This window comes from Clostridium beijerinckii HUN142 (assembly GCF_000621745.1).
Taxonomy (GTDB): domain Bacteria; phylum Bacillota; class Clostridia; order Clostridiales; family Clostridiaceae; genus Clostridium; species Clostridium beijerinckii_A.
The window spans coordinates 314,471-338,470 of sequence record NZ_JHXK01000005.1 but is presented as its reverse complement, the minus strand read 5'-3'; the positions used below and the strand labels follow the sequence as shown (position 1 = coordinate 338,470).

Sequence of the window (24,000 nt, the reverse complement as noted above, 5' to 3'; positions counted from 1 at the left end):
CTTTGTAGATTCTAATATAAATTATAACATTTTACCAATACTTGAACAATGTATAAAGTTAATCTTAATTAACTAATAAAATATTAATGTATAAAATCGATAAGAATATAGTTTTTTAAATACAACTAGAGAGGCTATGATACCATTTATGGTGGAAGTTGATTATAAATGTTAACTAGAGGAAGTAAGTTTTAAATAAAAATGCAATCGGCATATTTATACAAATTAATTATGCAATTTGCATGATACTACATGACTTGTGGTACTACTAACTGATTTTAAAAACATTTAAAATAAAATTAAAAGAAAAGTAGTATTTTTATAGTATTTCATGGGGGTGAAATCATATGAAAAGAGTTTTAGTGGTAGATGATGCGGAATTCATGAGGCTAGCTTTAAAATCTATTTTACAAAATTGCGGATTTGATATTGTAGGGGAAGCTGATACTGGGATAAAAGCCGTAAAACTATATAATTTGTTAAAACCAGATATTGTGACAATGGATTTAACCATGCCAGAACTCGGAGGAGTAGAGGCAATAAAGATTATTAAATCAATAGATGAGAATGCAAAAGTTATAGTTATTTCATCATTGGGGCATAAAATCCAAGTTAAGGAGGCAATGTTAGCAGGAGCTATATCATTTATATTAAAACCTTTTAGGGAAGATATTGTATCTAAACAACTATTAAATATTGAGAGAAATATTAGTAAATAAAACTTTAAAGTGAATATTTCATTAGAAATGCTAGGAAGTTAACTTGAAATTTAAGATAACATAATATGAGTAAATTTTATTAGATAGGGTGGATTAAGATGTTTGATATAAGTAATCTGAAAATAAGAAATAAAATTGGGTTGATATTTACATTTATTATAGCTATGGAAATTACCTTGTTTACCGCATTTAATATAGGACTAGGAAACACAGCAGATATAAAAGAAATGCGAATTAAAATGATAATAATATTATTATTTTCTATAATAATCACAGCAATCATGGGATTATTACTAATAAATTTTATTTACAAACACATAAGAAAACTTACTAATATTGCAAGGAAGATTGCAAATGGAGAATTTGATGAAGATATACAGGTAGATTTTATTGATGAATTTGGTGATTTAGTTAATTTGCTTAAGCAGATACAAAAAAATATAAACAATTTGATCAGTGATTCTAATTTGATTGAGGATTACATTAAAAAAGGTGATTTTGATATAGCTTTAGATTTATCAAAGTACTCAGGGGCATGGGGAAATGTACATAGGAAGAGTTTATCAACAATGAATATGTTTATAAAGAATATTAGAGCAACGTCACATTACATAGAAAAGATAAGTAAAGGCGAATTTAGTGAGAAGTACACTGGAGAGGAAATAGGATCATTTAATATTATAAAAACAAGCATTAATGAACTTGTAGATAATCTTAACAATCTAATGGAAAATATTCAGTTATTCAAAGAAAGTTTTAGATTAGGGAATACAAGAGATAAAATAGATGTTACAAAATTTCAAGGCTCTTATAAAGAAATGGTGGAATGTATTAATGACACCACATGGATATCGATAGAAGTATTTATTAAGTTATTTGCAGTGCTTAAATCATATTCAAAGGGAGACTTTACAGTTGAGCTTGAAAAATTCCCAGGAAGGTATGGATTAGTAAATGAGAATATAGAGGAGTTAAGAAATAATTTATTAAATATATCTAAGGAACAGATTAATATAGCTAATGAAATTAAGTCAGGAAATTTAGCAAAAAGGATAGATTCATCCAAATTTAATGGATCATGGGCTAAAATGATTGATGGAATTAATGATGTAATTGAAGCGTTTATTGAGCCTATTAATATTACAGCGGATTACGTAAAAAGGATAAGTAATGGAGAGGTGCCAGAAAAGATTAAAAGTGAATATCAAGGTGAATTTAATAAAATAAAGAACAATCTCAATACATTGATTGATACTTTAAATTTGTTTGTGAAAGAAGTTAATTGGATGAATGATACATTCAAATTAGGTAATACAAGAGATAGAATAGATGTTTCAAAATTTGACGGAGTATACAGACAAATGGCTCAAAGTGTTAATGATGGAATGTGGATATCTATAGATGTATTAATAAAAATATTTGCAGTATTAAAATCTTATTCAGAAGGAGATTTTTCAGTTGAACTTGAAAAATTGCCTGGCAGATACGGAATTGCAAATGAAAGTCTGCATGGACTAAAATCTAATATTCTTAAAGTTCTAGATGAACAGATAATGGTTCTTTCAGCAGCTACTGAAGGGAATTTAGAAATTAGAGGTGAAAGTGAAAAGTATACAGGAAGTTTCAAAGAACTGATAAATGTAATAAACAAAGCTGTTGATGCTTTTGCTAAGCCTATAGGAGAAATAAAAGATGTTCTAGAGGAGATGTCAAAAGGTAACCTTAATGTCCGTATTGAAAATTCTTATAAGGGTGATTACGGAAATATAATGAGCGCTTTAAATTTATCTGTACAAGAAATTAATCAAGTACTTACTGATATAAATATATCAGCAAATGAGGTAGCCTCGGCATCAATACAGGTATCAAATGCAAGTCAAAACTTATCGCAAGCATCTGCGGAGCAAGCAAGTGCTGTGGAGGAAGTAACAGCATCACTTTCAGAGATAGGAGAACAAACAAGATTAAACGCTACAAGTGCTAATGAGGCTAATGAGTTGGCTACAAAGGCTACAAAAAATGCTGTTAATGGAAATACAGAAATGAGTACTATGCTAAAAGCTATGAATGAGATTAATGAAGCATCTGAAAATATCTCCAAAATAATAAAAGTGATAGATGAAATAGCTTTTCAAACTAATATACTGGCACTTAACGCGGCAGTAGAAGCCGCAAGAGCAGGACAGCATGGAAAGGGATTTGCTGTAGTTGCTGAGGAGGTTAGAAATCTTGCAGGTAGAAGTGCAAATGCAGCTAAGGAAACAACCGCTTTAATAGAAGGTTCAATGAAAAAAGTAACTGCTGGAACCCAAATAGCTAATAACACAGCTGAATCGTTAAATTCTATAGTCAACGATATTAGCATTACTTCCGAGATAGTAAGAAGAATAGCAGCATCTTGTAATGAACAAGCCTCTGCAGTATCACAAATAAATGAAGCAGTTGAACAAATATCAAGGGTTACTCAAATAAATTCTGCGACATCTGAAGAAACTGCTTCTTCAAGTGAAGAGATGTCTAGTCAGGCAGAAACTCTGAAACAAAGGGTTGCTCAATTCAACCTGAAAAAGATGAATTTAAATAAAATATATCTAGATAGCATAGAAGAAAAGGAGGGAGCAAGGCTAGAAAATGACATTGATAATAAAGAATTTGGACAAAGGTCTAACATAAGGAAAAAAATTAGTATTAATTTAGATGATACAGAGTTTGGGAAGTATTGATATTGATTTTTAGTAGAAGAGAGGAAGTGTTAGCATGAATACAAATATGATTAATGATAATACAGATATGGAAGAAGATACTCAGAAAGGGAAATACCTTACGTTTATACTTGATGATGAATCTTATGGTATAGGAATAAATAATGTTACAGAGATTATTGGAATACAACCTATAACCTCAGTTCCAGAACTTCCAGATTATATAAGAGGAATTATTAATCTAAGGGGAAAGATAATTCCAGTAATGGATGTAAGATTAAGATTTAAGAAGGATTTTAGGGAATATAATGATAGGACTTGTATAATAGTGATAGATATAAACGATTTATCAATTGGCCTTATTGTTGATAGTGTTTCAGAAGTTCTAATAATACCAGATCAAGATATTGTGCCTCCACCAAATCTAAATAAAATTAGTAATAAGTATATAAAAGGAATAGGGAAAATAGAGAATCAAGTTAAATTAATTTTGGATTGTAATAAGTTAATAAATGATGAGGATGCTGAAACCCTAAATAACATTGAACAATAGAGGGAGGACATTATTATGAAATGGTTCAACAATATGAAAATAGGTTTAAAAATACTTCTGGGATTTTTAGTTGCAGCGCTTATTGCAGGTATTACGGGAATTTATTGTATTTCGAATATAAATAAGATTAGTGATCTTGATACTAAATTATACGATAAAATGACTCGGCCACTGGGAGATGTTATTGAGGTATCTAATAATTTTAATAATATAAGAGCGAATACTAGAGATATTCTGCTTACAGATAATGCATCGGAAATTCAAGATTATATTAATCAAATTAAGGACAATAGTGATAAGTTTGATTATAGCCTGAATAAATTATCAGAAACAACTTTGACCATTGAAGGAAAAAAGATTATTGATGATTTAAAGATTTCTAAGTCCGATTATATGAATCTTATAAGTAAGATAACACAATTAAAGAATCAAAATAGAAATCAAGAAGCAATTAATATTTTATATTCAGAAGGAAAACCAGTTTTAGAAAAGCTGCAATCAAATTTAAAAACATATCAAGATTTAAAACTAAATATAGCTAAAGAAACTTCAGATGGTAATAGTAAAACAGCAGACAATACAACATTATTAACAACAATAATTTTAATAATAGGAGTAATTTTATCAGTATTAATAGGAGTATTTATCTCTTTGTCAATAAGCAGACCAGTTCGTAAGATAATAATGGTAGCGGATAAAATTGCTGATGGAGACTTTAATATAAATGTTAATATAGATAGCAAAGATGAGATTGGATTATTAGCACTTTCTTTTGAGAGAATGGCCGAAAAGCTAAACGATACTATCTGCAACATAAGTTCAGCGACAGAACAAGTTACAGCAGGAGCGAAACAAGTTTCTGATTCAAGTGTAGCACTTTCACAAGGAGCTATGGAACAAGCTAGCTCGATTCAAGAGTTAACAGCATCTATTGAGGAAATATCAGCTCAAACAAAAATGAATGCAGAAAACTCTGCAAATGCTAATGAAATTGCTGGTAGTGCTAAAATAAATGCTGAACAAGGTTATGAAGAAATGAAAGCAATGAAAATAGCGGTAGATGATATAAATAGTGCTTCAACGAGTATATATAAAATCATAAAAGTTATCGATGAAATTGCATTTCAAACTAATATCTTAGCTTTGAATGCGGCAGTTGAAGCAGCTAGGGCTGGGCAGCACGGAAAAGGTTTTGCAGTGGTTGCAGAAGAGGTTAGAAATTTGGCAGCAAGATCTGCAAAAGCTGCAAAGGAAACTGCGGAAATGATTGAAGGGGCTATTAGAAAAGCAGAAATGGGAGGCAAGATAGCAAAACAAACGTCTGAAGCATTAAATAAAATTGTAGAAGATACTGTGAAAGTTGCTGAATTTATAAATCAAATAGCAGTAGCTTCAAATGAACAAGCAGAAGGTATAGCTCAAATTAATCAGGGAGTTATTCAGATATCAGCAGTAGTACAAACTAATTCAGCAACAGCAGAAGAAAGTGCATCTGCAAGCGAAGAATTGGCTTCTCAATCAGAGATGTTGAAAGAGCAAGTTTCAAAATTTAAATTAAGGAAAACTAGAAGTTGTTTAATCAATGATTCGATTAAAAATATAGAGTTTGGCAAGATATCAAAATACGAATAATTTAAAATTCTTTCTACGGAGTGAAGCCTATGATAAAGGATATTAGAGTTTTAATAATAGAAGATTCAAAAGCTTCTTTGAATTTTGAGGTAGCGCAACTTAAACGAAGTGGTTTTAATGTTAGCTATGAGCAAGTAGAAAATGCAGAGGATTTAAGAAAAGCGTTAAATTATAAGGAATGGGATATAATTTTATCTGATCATGTAATGCCGAATTTTAATTCTATTGAAGCGCTACAAATATTAAATGAAACAAAGTTAGATATACCATTTGTTATAGTATCGGGTGAAATTGGAGAGGAGATAGCTGTTGAAGCTATGCGTGCTGGATGTAAGGATTATATCATGAAGGATAAAATGGTACGTCTAGGAGCAGTTGTAAAAAGGGAGCTTAAGGATTTACATGAAAGAACTGAGAGAAAAAGAGTAGAGGAAGAAATGAGAAATCTTCTCATACGAGCAAAGGAAGAAGCGGAAGCGGCAAATAAAGCAAAAAGTAATTTTCTTGCAAATATGAGCCATGAGATACGGACACCACTTAATGGTGTTATAGGGATGATTGAGCTCACATTAATGAATAGTGATTTAAAGGATGAATCGAGAGAAAATCTTCTGATTGCAAAAGATAGTGCGTATTCATTAATTAACATTGTGAATGCAATATTGGATTTTTCAAAATCAGAAGCAGGGAAAATGGAACTGAAGGAATCAAATTTTAATCTTAAGAATTTAATATATAATATGCTTAAAATTTATTCATATGATGTAAGGGAAAAAGGAATTACTTTAGAATATAATGACTCAGATGAAATTCCGGATTTATTGTACGGGGATTTTGAAAAGTTACAACAGATACTTAATAATTTGATAAGCAATGCAATAAAATTTACAGATGAAGGAAAGATTTCATTAACAATTAAAATAGAGCAAAAAATAGGCGAACAGGTTATTTTAAGGTTTTTAGTTAAAGATACGGGGATAGGAATTGATGAAGAAGATAAGAATTTGTTATTTAAAAGTTTTAGCCAATTAAATAATTCTTATTCGCGTGAACATAATGGAACTGGCCTAGGACTTGCATTATCAAAACAATTGGTTGAAATATTGGGGGGAGGGATCTGTGTTGAAAGTCATATGGGATTAGGGAGCACCTTTAGTTTTACAGCAACTTTCAGACTAGTAAAGAAAGGAAAGCTGAATATTAATTCAAATGAGTTACAAGAAAAAAGAAATTTCAAAAATACGAATGAAATAAATAGAAACACAGATTTAGATACAGAATTAAGAAGATTAGTTGAAAAAATGGACGAGGCAAATGGGAAACTAATTGAAATTGAAAAGATAGCAGAGATTATAAATAATTCTATAGTTATTTCTAAATTTGATGAACTAGTAATGATGGGATTTAAGTTGAAAGCAAATGCACGAAATGGAAATGGTGAAAAAGTAAAAATAACTTTTGAGCAATTAAGAGAACGCATTATTAGTCTAATGAATATATAAAATTTGGGTAGAAAAGAGGTTGGTATATGAGAATTCTTATTGCAGAAGATGATTATGTAAATAGAAGATTTTTATTTAAATTTTTTTCACAATATGGCGATTGTGATATGGTGGTTAATGGAGAGGAAGCGGTCCAGGCATTTATATTTTCACTAGAAGAGGAAGACGAATATGATGTTATATGCCTTGACATAATGATGCCAAAGTTAGATGGCTTAAAAGCACTAAAGATGATTAATTTAATTGAGAAGGAAAAACAAATAAATTATGAAAATTTGTCTAAAAAATTTGTGATTACGGCTTTAGATAATGCTAAAGATGTTCAAAATGCTTTTGAACTAGGATGTGAAGTATATGTAACTAAGCCAATAAACACTGACAAATTAACTGAAGTTATGAAGAAATTAAATTTAGATTTAGATAATAAAAAGTAATTAGTGGAAAAGCCATATACGTGATTTATATAAGGATTTATGAAATTTTTTGATAGAAAATTCTAAATAATATTAAGATATTTTGGATAAGGGGGATATATATGAAAAGTTGGGTTGTAAATTTAAATTTGAAGTTTGTAAATAAATATAATGTGCCATTCAATAGCTTTGTTATTAAGGCAGAAGAAAAAGAAGAGTTTCTAGTAAAAATGGATAGGGTATTAATAAAGGTTATGGAGTTAGTTAAATTTGAAATTGATGACATATCACCATTTGATTACAAAGAATTACCAGAAGAGATTGTTAATGAGTATATTTGTGTAGATTAATTACTTATATTAAATACTTAAAATCTGACAGTAAGAATTATATATGGATGATAATATTTGGGTATAAAAGGATAGATTATGAGAGGGTGTATTGATATGTACGAAATATTAAAAAAAGATGAAAGCGGATTAATAAATAATAAAATAGCGTCATCAATGGTAAAGTTTGTTCAGGAAGATAATGATTCAGTTATTATGGATATCAGTAGAATCAATATTAGTGGTGATGTACTTATGCACTTTATGAACTCAAATTGGGACGCTGTGTTATCCACTGGAGTTGATAATATTGACAGACAGCATCAAGAATTGTTTAAGTTAATTAATAATTTAGTAAATGCTATGAATGAAGAAAAAAGTAAGATAGAAATTATAGAAGCTTTGAGTTCTCTTGAAGAACATGCAATTCACCATATTAATGAAGAAGAGGCAATTCAAAAGCAAAATAACTATCCAGGATTCGATATTCACCAGATGCAGCATGAAGAATTTAAAGAGTGCTTAAGAGATATAAGGAGCTTTTTGGAAACAAGGGAAGTATCAACATTATTTATTATACATATGCAACAAAAAATATTTAAATGGTGTAGGGAACATATGCTAAACGCAGATAGAGATTTAGGAGAATTTCTAATAAATAGTCGTAGAAATTAGTTGATAATTTAAAAAGATAGTATTAAGAATTAAAATAGAAACTGTGAAATAGACACCAGAAAAGGAATAATTCATAGGTTCCGTTTTAAATAATAATTCTTTGGTACTATCTTTTTTTAAAATATTTATATTACTATAGACCTTTCATAAAAGAAACTTTTAATTTTTTTTAAAGCTAGATTGCTAACAGTAAGGAGACTGTTTAAATCTAGTTCAAGATTATTATAATTGTTGCTTTTTAGTAAGTTATTAATTTTAGTTGTTTCTTCATAGATATCAGTTATTCTATAATTTCCTGAAACACCTTTTAAGTTATGAATTATTTTTTGAATATTTCTTAAATCTTTTTCTATCATAGAAACTTTCAACTCCGATAGTGCCAGATTAAACTCATTAATCAATTCGGCATAAAGTTCTGATACTTGTTGAAGGTTAAGGCCTAAATCATTAGAAAAGCCAATTATGTCATAATTCATAAATTATATAACGCCTCTTTCCATAGTATGTTCTGTTAATAGGTGTCTTTTTCACTAATGCTAGCTAATATAATGCACACTTTTTCAATAAAGCTTGGAATATTAATTGGTTTAGTAATATAGTCTGAAAATCCTAGTGATAATCCTTTTTCTATATCTCTAGGCATTGCATGCGCACTAATGGCAATGATTGGGATATGTTTAGTCTCGTTATGCATTTTTAGTCTTTTAAAGACTTCATAACCATCTATCCCGGGTAAATTTATGTCTAGCAATATAATGTCTGGCTTATGCGCGATAGCTAAATCTAAACACAGCTCACCGGAATTTGCTGAAAGCATTTTTAAATTACTAATTTGAGATAGAGCACGCTCAACAAGTCGTAAATTAGCAGGATTATCTTCAGCATATAATATTGTACGAAATTTATCATTAGAAAAGTAAACTTTATTTTCAGATATCATTGTATTTTCGGAAACTTGCAAACTAGATGATTCTATACAAGGAAGTTCAATCCAAAAGTGACTCCCAATACCTTTCTCGCTAGTTACAAATATTTCGCCATTCATTAATTCAGTTAGTTGCTTAGCAACTGCAAGGCCAATTCCCGTCCCTTCGATTGAATTATTAATTCTATTTAGACGGTGAAATGGCTTGAAAATCAATTCCAAATCAGAATTGGATAAGCCAATGCCAGTATCAATAACATGGAATCTATATTTATCATCAACCCTATCATGATAAAAGATTACTTGGCCATCTTGCTTGTTATACTTAATTGCATTAGATAATAAATTAAGTAAAATTTGTTTTAGTCGTGTATTATCAGCAGAAACAAATTCATCTGAATTATCTATTGGATAAGTAATAATATCTATCTTATGTTTGTCTGCAAATGGTTTTATTATAGCAACAGTTTCCTCTATTACAGGTTTAACTGGAACAGATTCAATTGAAAGGCTCAGCTTTCCTGATTCTATTTTAGCTAGATCTAATATTTCGTTAATTAATTCTAGTAAGTGGCTGCCAGCTTTTGATATTTCGTTAACGCTCTGACTTTGAGAATTAGTTAATGGGGATTCAGTATCTAATTTTAAGATTTGAGAAAATCCTAATATAGCGTTTAATGGTGTCCTAAGCTCATGACTCATGCTAGATAAAAATTCAGATTTTGCTTTACTAGCTTTTTCTGCTTCTTCTTTTGCTAAAATGATAGAACGAGCCATTTTCTTTTGTTCTGTAATATCGCGAGTCAACACTACCACTCTATCTTTATAATTTAAATGTGGGGAAATACATGCCTCAAACCATTTTAGTCCATATGTGGATTTAATATTAAAATCCATATTGGTAGATTTTTTTGTTTTAATAACATAATTGATCTTTTCCTCAGCGGCTTTAGCTGTACTTTCATCTAAAATATCATGTATCGAATTAAAATGACCTTTCATATGTAGCTTATATAAATAAACATGGACGCTTGACCATATTTTGGTAATGTTGCCGTTTATATCTACCTCTGAGATTATGTCATTAATTGAATCAACAAGTGATCTGAAATCAACTTCTTTTTTTCTGAGTTCAGATTGGGTAGTTAATAAATTCTTATTTGTCTCGCCTATGTGATGTCCCATTTTTATTAAATTTAATGCTATATCTTCTAATTCTGAGATCTTTAAGAGTGGATCAGATATATCATATTTACCATTGCTAATTTCTTGAACAATATTATTAATGCTCAAAAGAGAATCAGAAACAATGTAGCCCATATTTTTCACCTTTTTATAGGTAATTAAGAAAAGTAAAAAATACGATAAAATTAATCCTAAGACTGTAATTATTCCGATTTTTAACAGCTCATTTCTTAGCGTATCAGCATTTGAGTAGATATTTTTTGTTGGAACTACTATTAGTAATTTTAAATCCGTATTAGGTACGGTAGACCAACATGCAATTCTAGGTTCATCCTTAAGTGTAAAATTTGAAAATCCGTTTTCATTAGTTTGGATTTCATCCATTAATGAACTTAAATCATTACTTTTATACATATTATATTGAGTTAAATTTAAATCATTTTTTCCAACATCGGAAAGTGAAAGGATGCTGCCATCTTCTCCAATCAATAAGTTATAACCATCCCAAGGAATATCAATTGTCAAAACCTTACTGACAATTGCGTTCAAGTTTACATCAATACCAACAACACCTTCTAAAAAATCACCTTTATAAACAGGATATATAGCAGAACTTATAAAATTACTATTATCTGAATTAAAATCATGATTAATCAACTTAATCTTTTTTTCTGGATTATGGTTAGCATCGGCTTCATAATAAAACTTATTAGAAGATACCTGTGAAGAATAATCATAACTGTTAAGAACATTAATATAAGGGTAAGTTATCCTTAAGGAATCAAAGGTGTTGAAATATATGGAATTAATCAAGGGGCAGGAATTCTTAATATCTGCCATTAACTTTTGTTGTGTTAAAACCTTAGCAATTTTTTTTCCTTTCTCATCTTTTGTAGTAGGCGCAAAATTATTATAAAAAATTGCTGCTCCGTCAGTTGGACTATTTTTACTAGTATAATAAGCTCCATCTTTTGAATAGGATAGCCTATCAGAATCTATAGTGGTTAAAGAAGCTTGCGTTGACAAAGCGTGTCCCATTTGTAAACTGAAAAACATTGCAGAATTTGATATAGATGATAGGTGCTGATCAATTAAGTTTACTTCTTGCTTAATAATTTGATTGAGTTCACTTTTTGATTGATTCTTGTAAAAAGTAACTGAATTTTTATGAGACCAATAGTTCGAAATGAAATATATGCAAGTAAAAATTATTTCAATAATTATTAATGGAATTAGTACATTACGAATATGAGACTGCCAAATCCATTTGTAAAGAGAAATGTTTTTATGAGTATTTGTTTTATCCATAATATCACCTCATCCAGTATGCCTAGTAATTATAAACATTCGAAGGCACTCTGTATTCTTGAAACTATATCATCATAATAAAATGGTTTAGTAATGAAATCAGTAGCACCTTTAGCCAACGCTTTATCATAATATTCTTTATCGTTTTCAGCGGAGATCATAATTATAGATAGTTTGCTATTATCTTTTATAAGATTTAGTTCATCCATAATCTGAAGTCCATCAACAAATGGCATCCTAAAGTCTAATAGTATCAAATTAGGTTTATATGTAGAATATAATTTCAAAATTTCTCTAGAGTCTGTTAATGTTCTTACATTATTATAACCGGATATATTAAGCATTCTTTCAAGTAGTAAAACATTAGCAATATTATCATCAACTATCAAAATTTTTGACATTGATTTATCGAAATTCATAATTAATTTAATCCCCTCTCAAAAAAACTTAAAAGTCAACACTGAAATACTTACAAATTAATACCTATTATAAATAATATAACATATTTTAGCAAAAAGTTTAACCAAATTTTAGTTTTTTCTTATAATTATTTCAGTAGAAGGTGTTAAAGTAAATATGAAATTAATAAATAAGATTCAACAATTAAAGAATCATCAAGACAATGAACATTTGCACAAGGAATAAATTATATATTTTAAATATATACATACAATATTTAGAAGATAATAAATTAGCGTACGTAGGATATTTCTAAATTGATGGAATATTGCCCAAAGATTTAAGAAAGGCGAATGAAATATGACGTAAGGTTGAGTATAAGATGTGATATAATTAAAACTAATAATTAGCGTTTAATATGGTATATATTGGATTGATAAATCTGAATATCATATTAAAAATTATGATATAAGTTAAGTATAGAACTGTAAATAATAAAATATATAGAATTATGGTATAATTTAGTATATTTTATTATGTCATATGTAGAAAGGGGATAACAGGAGATGCCATTTATAGGATCAAAAGTTAGTGTAAAAATTTCAAAAGAAAAAGAGGAAACTATAAAGAAGAAACTAGGAGAAGCAATAAAATTGCTTCCAGGAAAAAGTGAAACTTTTTTGATGGTTGGTTTCGAAGATAACTACTCATTATATTTTGGAGGTGAAAAATTAGAAAAGGGGGCGTTTATAGAAGTAAAAATATTTGGAAAGTCAAGTAAAGATGCCTATGATACCCTAACAGCAGAAATTTGTAGCATATACGAAAAAGAATTGGAAATACCTCAAAATAAGATATATGTGAAATATGAGGAAGTTGAAAATTGGGGATGGAATGGAAAGAACTTTTAAGCATAATTAGATATAGGTAACCTAAAGTAAAGGGTACTCTGATGTAATAATCCATATAGTATCCTTTATTTATAATATTTAAGGAGGTACAACTTGATTATAGGAATTGCTCAGATGAATGTAATCTGGGAGGATATTAATGAAAATATAAATAAGGTTGAAGCATTTATTAAAAAAGCTTCACGAAATAAGGTTGATTTAATTTTATTTCCTGAGATGGCTTTAACAGGTTTTACTATGAATATAAACAAGCTCGTATTATCTGAAGATGAGATAATGAAATGGATTGAAAAAAAGGCTATAGATAATAATATAAACATAGGAATTGGTATTGCAATAAAGAGTGATAAAAAAGGCAGTAATAAATATATTATTATATCAAAAGAAGGGAAATGTTTAATTAAATATACGAAAATACATCCATTTTCCTACAGTGGTGAGGATGATAAATATCATAAAGGAAATAAAATACTCACATGTGAGATTAATGGATTGAAAATAGCTCCATTTATTTGTTATGATTTAAGATTTCCAGAAATATTTCAAATAGCATCTAAAGAAACACAAATAATAACTATAGCTGCTAACTGGCCTAAAGAAAGAGAAAAACATTGGATAACATTATTGAAGGCGAGAGCTATAGAAAATCAATGTTATATAATAGGTATAAACAGAATAGGCATAGGAAATGATCTTCAGTATAATGGAAAATCAATTTTTGTAAGTCCAGATGGTGATATATTAAATAAAATAAGTGAGAAAGAAACTTTGATTATAAAAGAGTTAAATATGAATATGATAAAAACAGTTAAAGAACAATTTGATATAAAGAATGATAGAAGAGAAGATTTATATATAAGCATAAGTAATTGTAATTCTATTTTACATTAAAGTAATGAATGGTAGGTAAAGTTATGATAAATGATTTTCAAGAAGAAATTGAATATAGAAAGTTATCATTGAAAAAAGATATAAAGAAAAGTGGTGGAAATTGCGCAAGAATACTTTTAGCATTAGTATTATCAACATACGGATTAGTATTTATAATGACATTTTCTATAAAATTTATAGGACCAATTGTAGGTTTTAATATAATAAGTAATCCAAAAGAAAATATAATTTTAGGGCTTTCAAGTGATGCTTATAACTTTTTTGCTGGATACTTAACATGTATAGTTGGCGATCTTATAGCAATCCTTATAGCAATAAAAACTATAAAGGTGAAATTCCGGCAAGAAATATTTTCAAAGAATAAGTCAACTAAGATGTTTGTACTACTAGGGACGCTTTCTTGTATAGGAGTTGGAATGGTTTCAAGTATGGTATATATGATATACTCAACAATTTTTAGGATTTTAGGATTACACATTCCACAGCCAGACTTTAGTTTCCCGAAACAAAGCAGTTTTTTAATATTATTTTTAATATATGTGTGCTTAGTAGGACCAATTTTAGAAGAAATTATATTTAGAGGCTTTATACTTAGAAGTATGCAGAAGTATGGGAATCTAACGGCAATGATCGTTTCTTCGATTCTTTTTTCTATGTTCCATCTAAATTTAGTTCAATTCATTAATCCAATATTGATGGGAATTGTTTTGGCATTTATTGCGATTAAATCAAAATCTATTATACCATCGATGATAGCTCATATATTTAATAATACAATAACTTTTGCTGCAACAGGTATATCATTATTAAATATGCCGATATTAGAGTATGTATTTGGAACTTTGTACTTTTTGGTTGGAGTTGCTGCACTGTTGTTATTTATTAATAAATATAAAAGTGGATTTTTAGAGATAGTAAAAGAAGATACAAGAATATTAAAAACTTACCAGAAAGTTAAATATTCTTTTAGTGGGGCGTGGGCTAAGGCTTATATAGTATTCTATATAATATTTATTGTTGTAACTATGGCAGCAACTAATTTAATAAAGTAATTTAATTGAGGATAAAAAATAGAAGAGTTATTTTAGGGTGTAATAAATATTAGGCCTTAAACTACAGAGTTCTAACTTGAATTAGTGCGTATGCTGAATTAGAGAATAGATATTGACACTATAAAAATGGATGAATATAATTTAAGCATCAATCAAGGCATAATAAGTATGTGGTAGAACATTCTTTTATTTGTATATTTAATGCCATATAGAAGCTAGTAATTTATGTAACATTATTAAAGAATAATATGATCTTAAGCAATAGATATATACTGTATTGATACGCGATTCTATTTTATGTACTTAAAGGGGGATTAATATGACAAATAAAATATTACTATCTATAATAGAAAATTTAGATGATGAACTTATAGGAGTGTATAGAAGACTACATGAGAATCCTGAATTGTCTAATAAAGAGTATAAAACGACACAACTTATAAAAGATCTATTAAAAAGAGTGGATATAGATATTTTTGATTTGCCTTTGGAGACAGGTCTTGTAGCGCAGGTAAAAGGAAATCCTAATGGTCCAGTGGTTGCTATAAGATGTGATATAGATGCATTGCCAATTAAAGAAGAGACAAGTTTGTGTTATAAGTCTAAAGTCGATGGTATGATGCATGCTTGTGGTCATGATTTTCATATGGCTGTGATTTTGGGAGCGGCGTATTTAGTGAAAAAGCATCAAGGATCACTAATAGGAACAGTAAAATTTATATTTCAGCCTGGTGAAGAAAGTGCTGATGGAGCAAAAAAAATCTTATCAACAGGTATTTTAGATGATGTAGATGCAATTTTTGGAATACATAATGTTTCAGATTCAGAAGTTGGAATAATGGGAATAAAAACTGGAGCGATGACAGCTGCTGTTGACAGGTTTGAGATAAAGATTACAGGGATCGGTAGCCATGCTGCCAAGCCTGAAAAAGGAATAGATCCAATTATAATTGCGAGTAATATAGTTACTTCACTTCAAACAATTGTCAGTCGTAATGTAGGTCCAACAGAAAAAGCGCTGTTAAGTGTAACTCACATAGAAGGGGGAAATACATGGAATGTAATTCCGGAATTCGCATATCTTGAAGGAACAGTAAGAACTTTAGATGAGGATATACGTCATTTAATAGCTAAGAGAATGGATGAAATAGTAACAGGAATAGCACAATCTTTTGGTGGAAGAGCAGAGCTTATTTGGCATTCAGGTTCTCCAGCAACCAATAATACCGAAGAATGGGTAGAGTTTAGTGCTAGAATCGGAAAGAGAGTTGGCTATGATGTTAGAAGAATATCTATGGGACTAGAAGGGGAAGACTTTGCGTATTACCAAAGGAAAATACCTGGTGCATTTATAATTGTAGGAACCGGAAAATCTTATGCACACCATCATCCAGAATATAAAGTTGATGAGAAGGCGATTTTAAATTGCTCAAAATATTTTGCACAATTAGCAGAAAGTGCTTTAAAAGAAATAATAGATAAAGAATATAAACATAAGATTAAGTAGATATAGTACTTAATTTAAATATTTATTTTGTAATATAATAGAGAATTAAAGAGTCGTAAATCATATAATTGATTTGAAAAAATGGAATTTAAATTTTAAAAGTAAATCCCTAACAAATGATTGTAATAATTGAGAGAAATTACAGAGTGTAATAAGTTGGTTGTAATTAGTAAATCTCAAGAAAAATTTGTATAAATACTCAAAAGAGTTTGCTAGAGACTATTATGTACAAATGATTTCTGAGAATTGTTACGATAGATTGGAATGCAAAGGAGGGAAAATGAGGATATGGAGTACAAGCTATTTAAATTATTAGCAGATAATCTTCCACAGCCTATATGGATAAAAGACCTTGAATTGAGATTTATATATGTAAACAAGGAATATAAAACTATATATAAAGATATAAATGAGGAATTTATTGGGAAAAATGATGCGGAGATATTTGATGGTGTAGTGAGAGCGGAATGTTATAAATACTGCAATCAAGTTATAAAATCTTTAAAGCCATTAACTGAAGAAGGGTATCTTGATGGAAAACGTAGAAAAATTACTATAATTCCATTAATTGATGAGGGAAAAATATTTGCGATAGCTGGCATATATGCAAATTTAGATATTATGAGAGAAAAAGATAAGATTATAGAAGAACAAGAAAACATATTAAAAGTCGTAATGGATACACTTCCAGGAAGAGTGTTTTTTAAGGATAAAGAAGGTAGATATGTATATGTAAATAAGCAGTTTGATGAATTTTACAATAAGGATGGTATAGGAGAAGTAGCAGGAAAGACAAATATTGATATACATCGGACAGAAGAATTAGCTGCAAAATATTCAAGAGAAGATAATGAAGTAATAAAAAATAAGAGAAGTATAAAAGCTGAAACAATACTTTATTCAGAAGATGGAGAGGAAATATATACAGAAGCAGTAAAGGTACCTGTAATCGATAAGAATGGTGATGTTGCAGGTGTTGTAGGATTAATATTAGATGTAACTGAGAAAAAAGAAGCAGAGAAAAAATTAAGACAATTAAGTTTTACTGATATTCTAACAGGTTTATACAATAGAACATATTTTGAAGAAAAAGTAAAAGAGTTTCAAAGTGAAGAGTGTCTTCCAGTAGGGGTGATAATGGGGGATGCCAATGGACTAAAATTAGTAAATGATACATTAGGCCATGATCAAGGAGATGAACTATTAAGATTAATAGCCAAGGCACTTAAAGATGTATGTGGTGAAAAACAGTTGATTTTCAGAACTGGTGGAGATGAATTTGTAATTTTAAGTAAAAATACAACTGAGCATGAGTGTGAAACTATTATTAGGAACATATTTGAGCGTTGCAAAATGTATAAGCATGATTTAATTAATGTGAGCATATCTTTGGGAGCATCGGTAGCAGATAGTTTAAATAAGAGTATATATGAAGCATTAAAAGAAGCAGATGATAAGGTATATAGGCAAAAGTTGTTGCAGAAAACCAGTCTTAATAGTTCTATTATGTATTCTTTACAAATGGGGCTAGAAGCCAAGAGCTTGGAAACTGAAGAACATACGGATAGAGTACTAGCAAATTCTATCGCTATAGGAGAAAAATTATCACTTCCGATATCAGTAATGGATGAGCTAACAATAGTTGCTAAACTTCACGATATAGGTAAGATAGGAATAAATGAAGAAATATTACTTAAGAAGGGTCAGTTAACAGAAGATGAGTTTGAAGTAGTTAAAACTCATACAGAAAAAGGATATAGAATAGTAAAAGCATCGAATCAATTAGATAATGTAGCAAAAGGTGTCTTAGCTCATCATGAAAGATGGGATGGAAATGGTTATCCACTTAAATTAGAAGGAGAGAGAATACCTTTAGTATCAAGGATTGTTAGTGTTGCAGACTCATATGATGCGATGACAAATAATGGTGTTTACAAGAGATGTTTAAATAAAAAAGAAGCAGTTGAAGAATTAAAAAGATGTTCAGGGAAACAATTTGATCCAATTATAGTTAAGGCATTTATAGAATACTTAGAAGAAATTGAGGAATAATAAAATCTATTGGGAATTTATAATAAGAGAGAAGATATTCATGATGTGAGATATAAGTAACTTAATGAAAGCTGCTATTTTTGATTACAATCCCTACGTTAAGGGATTTTTTTATGTATTCATTAAGTAATAAGGATATAAGTATGATATCATATGAAGTAATTACATTATATTGGAGGTGTGATATGAAATTTGATATTTATAAAATAGCTGATAATTACAAGCTCTCAGAAACAGAGAGACAGGTTTTGCAATACATATTGACTAATATTGATTCTGTTTTAACTAAAGGTGTAAGAGATGTTGCAACAATTAACTATACATCGGCGGCAACAATAATAAAGTTATCAAAGAAGCTAGGTTATACAGGCTATGTAGATATGATATATCGACTAAACTTCATAGTAAAAAATCATCAAAACAATCAAGAACATACCTCTGATATTACTAGCTTCATATCGGAAATTGAAAATAAGAAAATAGAAGATTTCATTTCTATGCTAATTAAACATAGAGAAGATATAATTTTTATAACAGCTACTGGATTCTCTGATTCGATTGCAGATTTCTTTTGGAGAAAGATGTTAGTGCTTGGGTTTAAATGCATTAAAACAAATTCTTATGGAGTATATGACAGCAATCAGATAGGAGGCGCCTTAGTTATTGGAATATCTAAAAGTGGAGAAACGGAAAGTATAACAAAAGTGATTGATTATGCATCAAAAAATCAATTGGATATTATAACTTTTACTGGTAAGTCAGAGAATCACATGGCTAAAAAGGCAACCTTAAATTTTATGATATTAGATGATAAAGAATTAGATGATAGAAATCTTACTGCGAACTACTTTTATGCTAGGGTAATGATTGTAATGGAATATTTGCTAGATAAGGTAATGAGTAATTTATAAAATATAGATATCCAAATTAGTCATACTCATGTGGAAACTTACCGAAATTATATATATAAAGCTATCTCAAGGTTAACTAATGAGATAGCTTTTTTGTGTAAAGGTAAACATGTTTACTTTTGAGTCAACATGTTGCTGAAACGTTTAAAACTATTAACAATAGCTATTAATAATGATATCCTATTCTCACAGGTAATTACCCAAAGAAAATTATAAAATAGTGAAGGGGAATATTTAAATGAAAGATAAGATTTTAAATAGTATGCAAAAATTTGCCAAAGCTATGATTGGACCGGTCTTATTCTTACCCATTGTAGGTATGTTGATTGCATTAACAGCAGTTTTCACCAATACAACATTTGTAAAAGAAGGCGGAGCAATTTGGGTAACAGGAAAATTCTTTAATGGAATGTTATCACCGATTATGGGGAACTTAAGCATTTTGTTTTGTGTCGGAATAGCGATGGGGATGTCAAAGAAGAAAAAAGCGGAAGCAGCATTCATTTCAATTATGTCATATATTTTGTTCCTAGGCGCGAATAGTAAGTGGTTAGAGCTATCTGGAAAAATAATTAAAGGTGATACAGCATCAGCTTTATATGGAACTGGCCAGACAATCCAACTAGGATTTCATGTGACAGATATGGGAGTATTTCTAGGAATGATTCTAGGAGTCCTAGTTGCTATAGTTCATAATAAATATATAGATAAGGAATTTAGTGGCGCTATGGCTCCATATGGTAATAGTAAGTTTGTATTCGTTATCATGATTCCTGTAGTAGCCACATTAAGTATTGGTACTACATATGTATGGCCTACAATAGCTGCTGGAATCACAGCTCTTACTGGATTTATGAGTTCTGCAGGGGCAGCTGGAGTATTTGTTTATGGATTTTTAAATAGATTCTTAGTTCCAACAGGTTTACATCATTTAATTTGGTCTCCATTCCTATATTCAGCAGTTGGTGATCAGATGATAATAAATGGCCAAAATGTAATTGGAGCAAAACCAGTTTTCTTAGCATTGCTTAATGATTCAACAATTTCTATCATGCCTGATTCAGCAAGATTTTTAACATATGGATTAGTTAAAACCTTTGGTGTAATTGGAGTTGCCTTAGCATTTTACTTCACTGCTAAAAAAGCAAAGCGCAATAATTTAAAGGCACAATTAATACCATCAACTTTAACAGCAGTAATTGCTGGTATCACGGAACCATTAGAATTTACATTTATTTTTGCAGCACCATTATTATGGTTTGTTTATTCAGTGATTGATGGATTATTCCAAATGTTTGTATACCTATTAAATGTAAGAGTATGTGCAACTAATGGAATATTAGATTTTTTAGTAATAAACTTGCCAGCGGGTATAGGCAAAACTCATTGGCCTATGTATATATTAGTAGGATTGGTTGAAATAGCTGTGATTTTCCTAGTATTCAAATTTATGATTGAGAAGATGAATTTAAGAACACCTGGAAGAGAAGAGAATGATACAGATGTTGTAGTTGATTTAAATGAGAATGCAGCAAAAGTTAAGCAAGATATGAAATCAGCAAATAAAAATAATAGTAAAGCTAATAACGATGATGAAAAAGCATTAACAATAATTAAAGCATTAGGTGGAAAAGCAAATATAGTAACAGTAGAAAATTGTTTTTCAAGACTTAGAGTGGATGTTATAGATAACACCTTAATTGATGAAGAAGCTTTAAAAGGAACAGGCGCAGCAGGTGTTGTGAAAAAGGGAAATAATATACAAGTTGTATATGGCCTTTCAATTAATAAAATTAGAACAATAGTAGATGAAGCATTAGACAGAGCAGAATAAAATGAAGGAGGAATTATTAAAATGAAAAAATTTAAATTAGTAATAGTAGGCGGGGGAAGCACATATACACCAGGGATTGTAAAGAGTTTACTTTCAAAGAAAGAGGATTTTAAAATATCAGAATTAAGATTATATGATATAAATGCGGAACGTCAAAATAAAGTAGGAGTGATAGTAAAGAAAGTAGTAGAAATGTTTGATCCAGAGGTAAAGCTTGTTCTTACAACTGATCCAGAAGAAGGCTTTAAAGATGCAGACTTTGTTTTTGCTCAAATGCGTGTTGGATTATATAAGATGAGAGAACAAGACGAAAAAATTCCACTAAAATATGATGTGGTTGGTCAAGAAACATGTGGTCCAGGAGGATTAGCATATGGATTAAGAACAATATATCCTATGGTTGAAATGATAGATTTTTGTGAAAAATATGCAAATAAAAATTATTGGATTGTTAATTATTCTAATCCAGCAGCTATTGTAGCAAAAGCTATGTATAAGTTAAGACCAAATGCAAGGATTTTAAATATATGTGATATGCCAGTTGCAATTATGAGAAATATGGCTAATATCTTAGATTGTGATAGACATGATATAGAAGCAGATTATTTTGGATTAAATCACTTTGGATGGTTTACAAAAATTAGAGTTAGTGGTGAAGATAAAACTGAGGAGTTAAAAGCATATGTAAAGGAACATGGTTATATTCCACCAGATTCAAGAAGTGAAGTAAGACATAATGATGCATCATGGCTTCATACATTTGATAATGCTAAACATATAATGCAAATGTTCCCTAAATATCTTCCAAATACGTATATGCAATATTATCTTTTAGGAGATAGAATTGTAAAAGAGGCAGATAAAAATCATACTAGAGCCAACGAAGTAATGGAAGGAAGAGAGAAGAAGATATTTGATGCTGTAGATCAATATAATGCTACAGGGCAAATTGATCTTACACAATTCTTTACTGGAGTGCATGGAGAATTTATTGTTGAAGTTGCTATGAGCTTAGCTTTTGATTTAAGAAAGAGGCACTTAGTTATGGTAGAAAATAATGGGGCAATAAAAAACTTACCTGACGATGCTATGGTAGAAGTACCTGCATATATAACTAAAGATGGACCAGAACCAGTGCGTGTAGGAGAAATCCCAACTTTCTATAAAGGAATAATTGAACAACAAGAAGCATCAGAAAAACTTGTAGTTGAGGCTGCTATTGAAGGCTCATATGAAAAAGCACTTATGGCATTTACTATGAACAAAACAATTCCATCTTCATTTGTAGCAAAACAGATCTTAGATGATATGATTGAAGCTAATAAAGAATATTGGCCAGAATTGAAGTAGGATAGAGAATGTTTAAAAATATATTAAAGCGAAACAAAAATAAATTATTATATGCTTTTACAGATGGAGTTAGCGTAGATATAGGTGAAGTTAAAGATGAAGTGTTTTCTCAGAAAATGATGGGCGAAGGTATTGCTATTAAGCCAAGTATTAATAAAATATTTTCACCATGTGATGGGACTATTGTTACAATAATGAAGGAAAGCAAGCATGCAATAGGAATAAGAACTGAGGATGGAGTAGAAATTCTAATTCATGTGGGACTTGACACTGTAAATTTGAAAGGTGAAGGCTTTAATTTGCATTGTGAAGAAGAAAAATACGTGAAAAAAGGCGAATTACTTTTAGAATTCGATAAAGAACTCCTAAAAGAAAAAGGGATAGAAGATATAACAATGCTTATTATTCCGAATTTAAATGGTCATGAAATTCTAAATTTTCATATCGGAGAAATTATGAAAGTTAAAGAAAGCCCTATAATTGAATATAAATAGATATTTACAGAAATGAGCTTCATTGTTATATGGAGCTTATTTTTTTAGCAAATTCTACGTTAAAGCCAGTATTTTATCTTATCACGGCATTAGGGGAACGTGGAGTTAAGTGTCAAGAATAAAAAAATGAGTATTCAAGATAAGTATAAGAATAGACAGAAGAGTGAGATAACCGTAAGAATATATTAGAAATAATATTGACAAAATAATTTATTAATATATAATGAAATTAATAAGACCCCCCTACACAGGGGGAGGGGAGGAAGAAATGAGCGAGGAAAGAAAAAAAGCATTACAATCTCTAAAAACAGCAAAGGGACAAATAGAAGGAATAATAAAAATGATTGAAGACGATAGATATTGCATAGATGTTGCAAATCAATTAATGGCAGTTCAATCTTTAATAAAAAAAGCAGATTTAATGATATTACAAGGTCATTTACGTCATTGCGTAAAAGAAGCTTGCTATAACAACAATCCAGATGAGAAAATAGAAGAATTTAATAAGGTTTTAGAAAAGTTACTTTCAAAATAGAACCGATTATTAAGAGCTGACAATATGAAATGAAATATAAAAGCATTATTTCATTAGTTAAATATAGAGAAAAAGTTGTAAATTGATTAGTAAAATTAAAATGAACTTAATGTAAGTTTAA

21 protein-coding genes are annotated in these 24,000 nt (G+C 29.6%); 18 read left to right on the top strand and 3 right to left on the bottom strand.

Translation table 11 applies throughout. The features are described 5' to 3' along the window. Positions 1-347 precede the first annotated feature (347 nt). From T483_RS0101315 to T483_RS0101280, 8 genes are all read left to right on the top strand, one after another. Positions 348-719 carry a response regulator gene (locus tag T483_RS0101315; RefSeq protein ID WP_026885192.1) on the top strand — a complete coding sequence of 124 codons (372 nt, stop codon included), beginning with the start codon at positions 348-350 and terminating at the stop codon, positions 717-719. Between the two features lie 98 nt (positions 720-817). After that, complete coding sequence (locus T483_RS0101310) at positions 818-3,442, top strand: methyl-accepting chemotaxis protein (protein WP_026885191.1); 2,625 nt, start codon at positions 818-820, stop codon at positions 3,440-3,442. A gap of 34 nt (positions 3,443-3,476) precedes the next feature. After that, the gene (locus T483_RS0101305) at positions 3,477-3,974 is read left to right on the top strand and encodes a chemotaxis protein CheW (protein ID WP_026885190.1); all 498 of its coding nucleotides are present in this window, start codon (positions 3,477-3,479) and stop codon (positions 3,972-3,974) included. A 15-nt stretch (positions 3,975-3,989) separates the two neighbouring features. Then, positions 3,990-5,606: a methyl-accepting chemotaxis protein gene (locus T483_RS0101300; protein WP_026885189.1), complete on the top strand. Its 1,617-nt coding sequence runs from the start codon at positions 3,990-3,992 to the stop codon at positions 5,604-5,606. A gap of 29 nt (positions 5,607-5,635) precedes the next feature. Further along, positions 5,636-7,108: an ATP-binding response regulator gene (locus T483_RS0101295; RefSeq protein ID WP_026885188.1), complete on the top strand. Its 1,473-nt coding sequence runs from the start codon at positions 5,636-5,638 to the stop codon at positions 7,106-7,108. Between the two features lie 26 nt (positions 7,109-7,134). Continuing rightward, on the top strand, positions 7,135-7,542 hold the full coding sequence (locus T483_RS0101290; RefSeq protein ID WP_026885187.1) for a response regulator: 408 nt from the start codon (positions 7,135-7,137) through the stop codon (positions 7,540-7,542). Between the two features lie 101 nt (positions 7,543-7,643). Then, a complete protein-coding gene (locus T483_RS0101285) occupies positions 7,644-7,871 on the top strand; it encodes a hypothetical protein (protein WP_026885186.1) in 228 nt (75 codons plus the stop codon). A 96-nt stretch (positions 7,872-7,967) separates the two neighbouring features. Beyond that, complete coding sequence (locus T483_RS0101280; protein ID WP_080696871.1) at positions 7,968-8,525, top strand: bacteriohemerythrin; 558 nt, start codon at positions 7,968-7,970, stop codon at positions 8,523-8,525. A 125-nt stretch (positions 8,526-8,650) separates the two neighbouring features. Here the strand turns inward: T483_RS0101280 and T483_RS0101275 are convergent, their stop codons facing one another. The 3 genes from T483_RS0101275 to T483_RS0101265 all read right to left on the bottom strand — a co-directional run bounded on the left by T483_RS0101275 (position 8,651) and on the right by T483_RS0101265 (position 12,362). Next, a complete protein-coding gene (locus T483_RS0101275; protein ID WP_026885184.1) occupies positions 8,651-9,001 on the bottom strand; it encodes a hypothetical protein in 351 nt (116 codons plus the stop codon). A 35-nt stretch (positions 9,002-9,036) separates the two neighbouring features. After that, positions 9,037-11,673 (bottom strand): hybrid sensor histidine kinase/response regulator, encoded by a 2,637-nt coding sequence (locus T483_RS0101270; RefSeq protein ID WP_242841785.1) that lies wholly within the window; start codon positions 11,671-11,673, stop codon positions 9,037-9,039. A gap of 299 nt (positions 11,674-11,972) precedes the next feature. Beyond that, positions 11,973-12,362: a response regulator gene (locus T483_RS0101265; protein ID WP_026885182.1), complete on the bottom strand. Its 390-nt coding sequence runs from the start codon at positions 12,360-12,362 to the stop codon at positions 11,973-11,975. Between the two features lie 546 nt (positions 12,363-12,908). Between T483_RS0101265 and T483_RS0101260 the strand changes: the two genes are divergently transcribed. From T483_RS0101260 to T483_RS0101215, 10 genes are all read left to right on the top strand, one after another. Then, complete coding sequence (locus T483_RS0101260; RefSeq protein ID WP_026885181.1) at positions 12,909-13,253, top strand: phenylpyruvate tautomerase MIF-related protein; 345 nt, start codon at positions 12,909-12,911, stop codon at positions 13,251-13,253. 93 nt (positions 13,254-13,346) lie between these two features. Beyond that, positions 13,347-14,144 (top strand): nitrilase-related carbon-nitrogen hydrolase, encoded by a 798-nt coding sequence (locus T483_RS0101255; RefSeq protein WP_026885180.1) that lies wholly within the window; start codon positions 13,347-13,349, stop codon positions 14,142-14,144. A gap of 23 nt (positions 14,145-14,167) precedes the next feature. Continuing rightward, positions 14,168-15,196, top strand: coding sequence for a CPBP family intramembrane glutamic endopeptidase (locus T483_RS0101250; RefSeq protein WP_026885179.1), 1,029 nt, complete (start codon positions 14,168-14,170; stop codon positions 15,194-15,196). A 319-nt stretch (positions 15,197-15,515) separates the two neighbouring features. Then, positions 15,516-16,703, top strand: coding sequence for an amidohydrolase (locus T483_RS0101245; RefSeq protein ID WP_026885178.1), 1,188 nt, complete (start codon positions 15,516-15,518; stop codon positions 16,701-16,703). A gap of 288 nt (positions 16,704-16,991) precedes the next feature. Then, positions 16,992-18,755 (top strand): sensor domain-containing diguanylate cyclase/phosphohydrolase, encoded by a 1,764-nt coding sequence (locus T483_RS0101240; RefSeq protein ID WP_026885177.1) that lies wholly within the window; start codon positions 16,992-16,994, stop codon positions 18,753-18,755. 185 nt (positions 18,756-18,940) lie between these two features. Next, a complete protein-coding gene (locus T483_RS0101235) occupies positions 18,941-19,666 on the top strand; it encodes a MurR/RpiR family transcriptional regulator (protein WP_026885176.1) in 726 nt (241 codons plus the stop codon). A 238-nt stretch (positions 19,667-19,904) separates the two neighbouring features. Then, positions 19,905-21,500 (top strand): PTS transporter subunit EIIC, encoded by a 1,596-nt coding sequence (locus T483_RS0101230; protein WP_026885175.1) that lies wholly within the window; start codon positions 19,905-19,907, stop codon positions 21,498-21,500. Positions 21,501-21,521: 21 nt separating this feature from the next. Further along, positions 21,522-22,850, top strand: a complete 1,329-nt coding sequence (locus T483_RS0101225; protein ID WP_026885174.1) for a 6-phospho-alpha-glucosidase — start codon at positions 21,522-21,524, stop codon at positions 22,848-22,850. A gap of 8 nt (positions 22,851-22,858) precedes the next feature. Then, positions 22,859-23,344: a PTS sugar transporter subunit IIA gene (locus T483_RS0101220; RefSeq protein WP_026885173.1), complete on the top strand. Its 486-nt coding sequence runs from the start codon at positions 22,859-22,861 to the stop codon at positions 23,342-23,344. A gap of 268 nt (positions 23,345-23,612) precedes the next feature. After that, entirely contained in the window at positions 23,613-23,879 is a 267-nt protein-coding gene (locus tag T483_RS0101215) for a metal-sensing transcriptional repressor (protein ID WP_012060955.1), read from the top strand. The last annotated feature ends 121 nt before the right edge of the window (positions 23,880-24,000 follow it).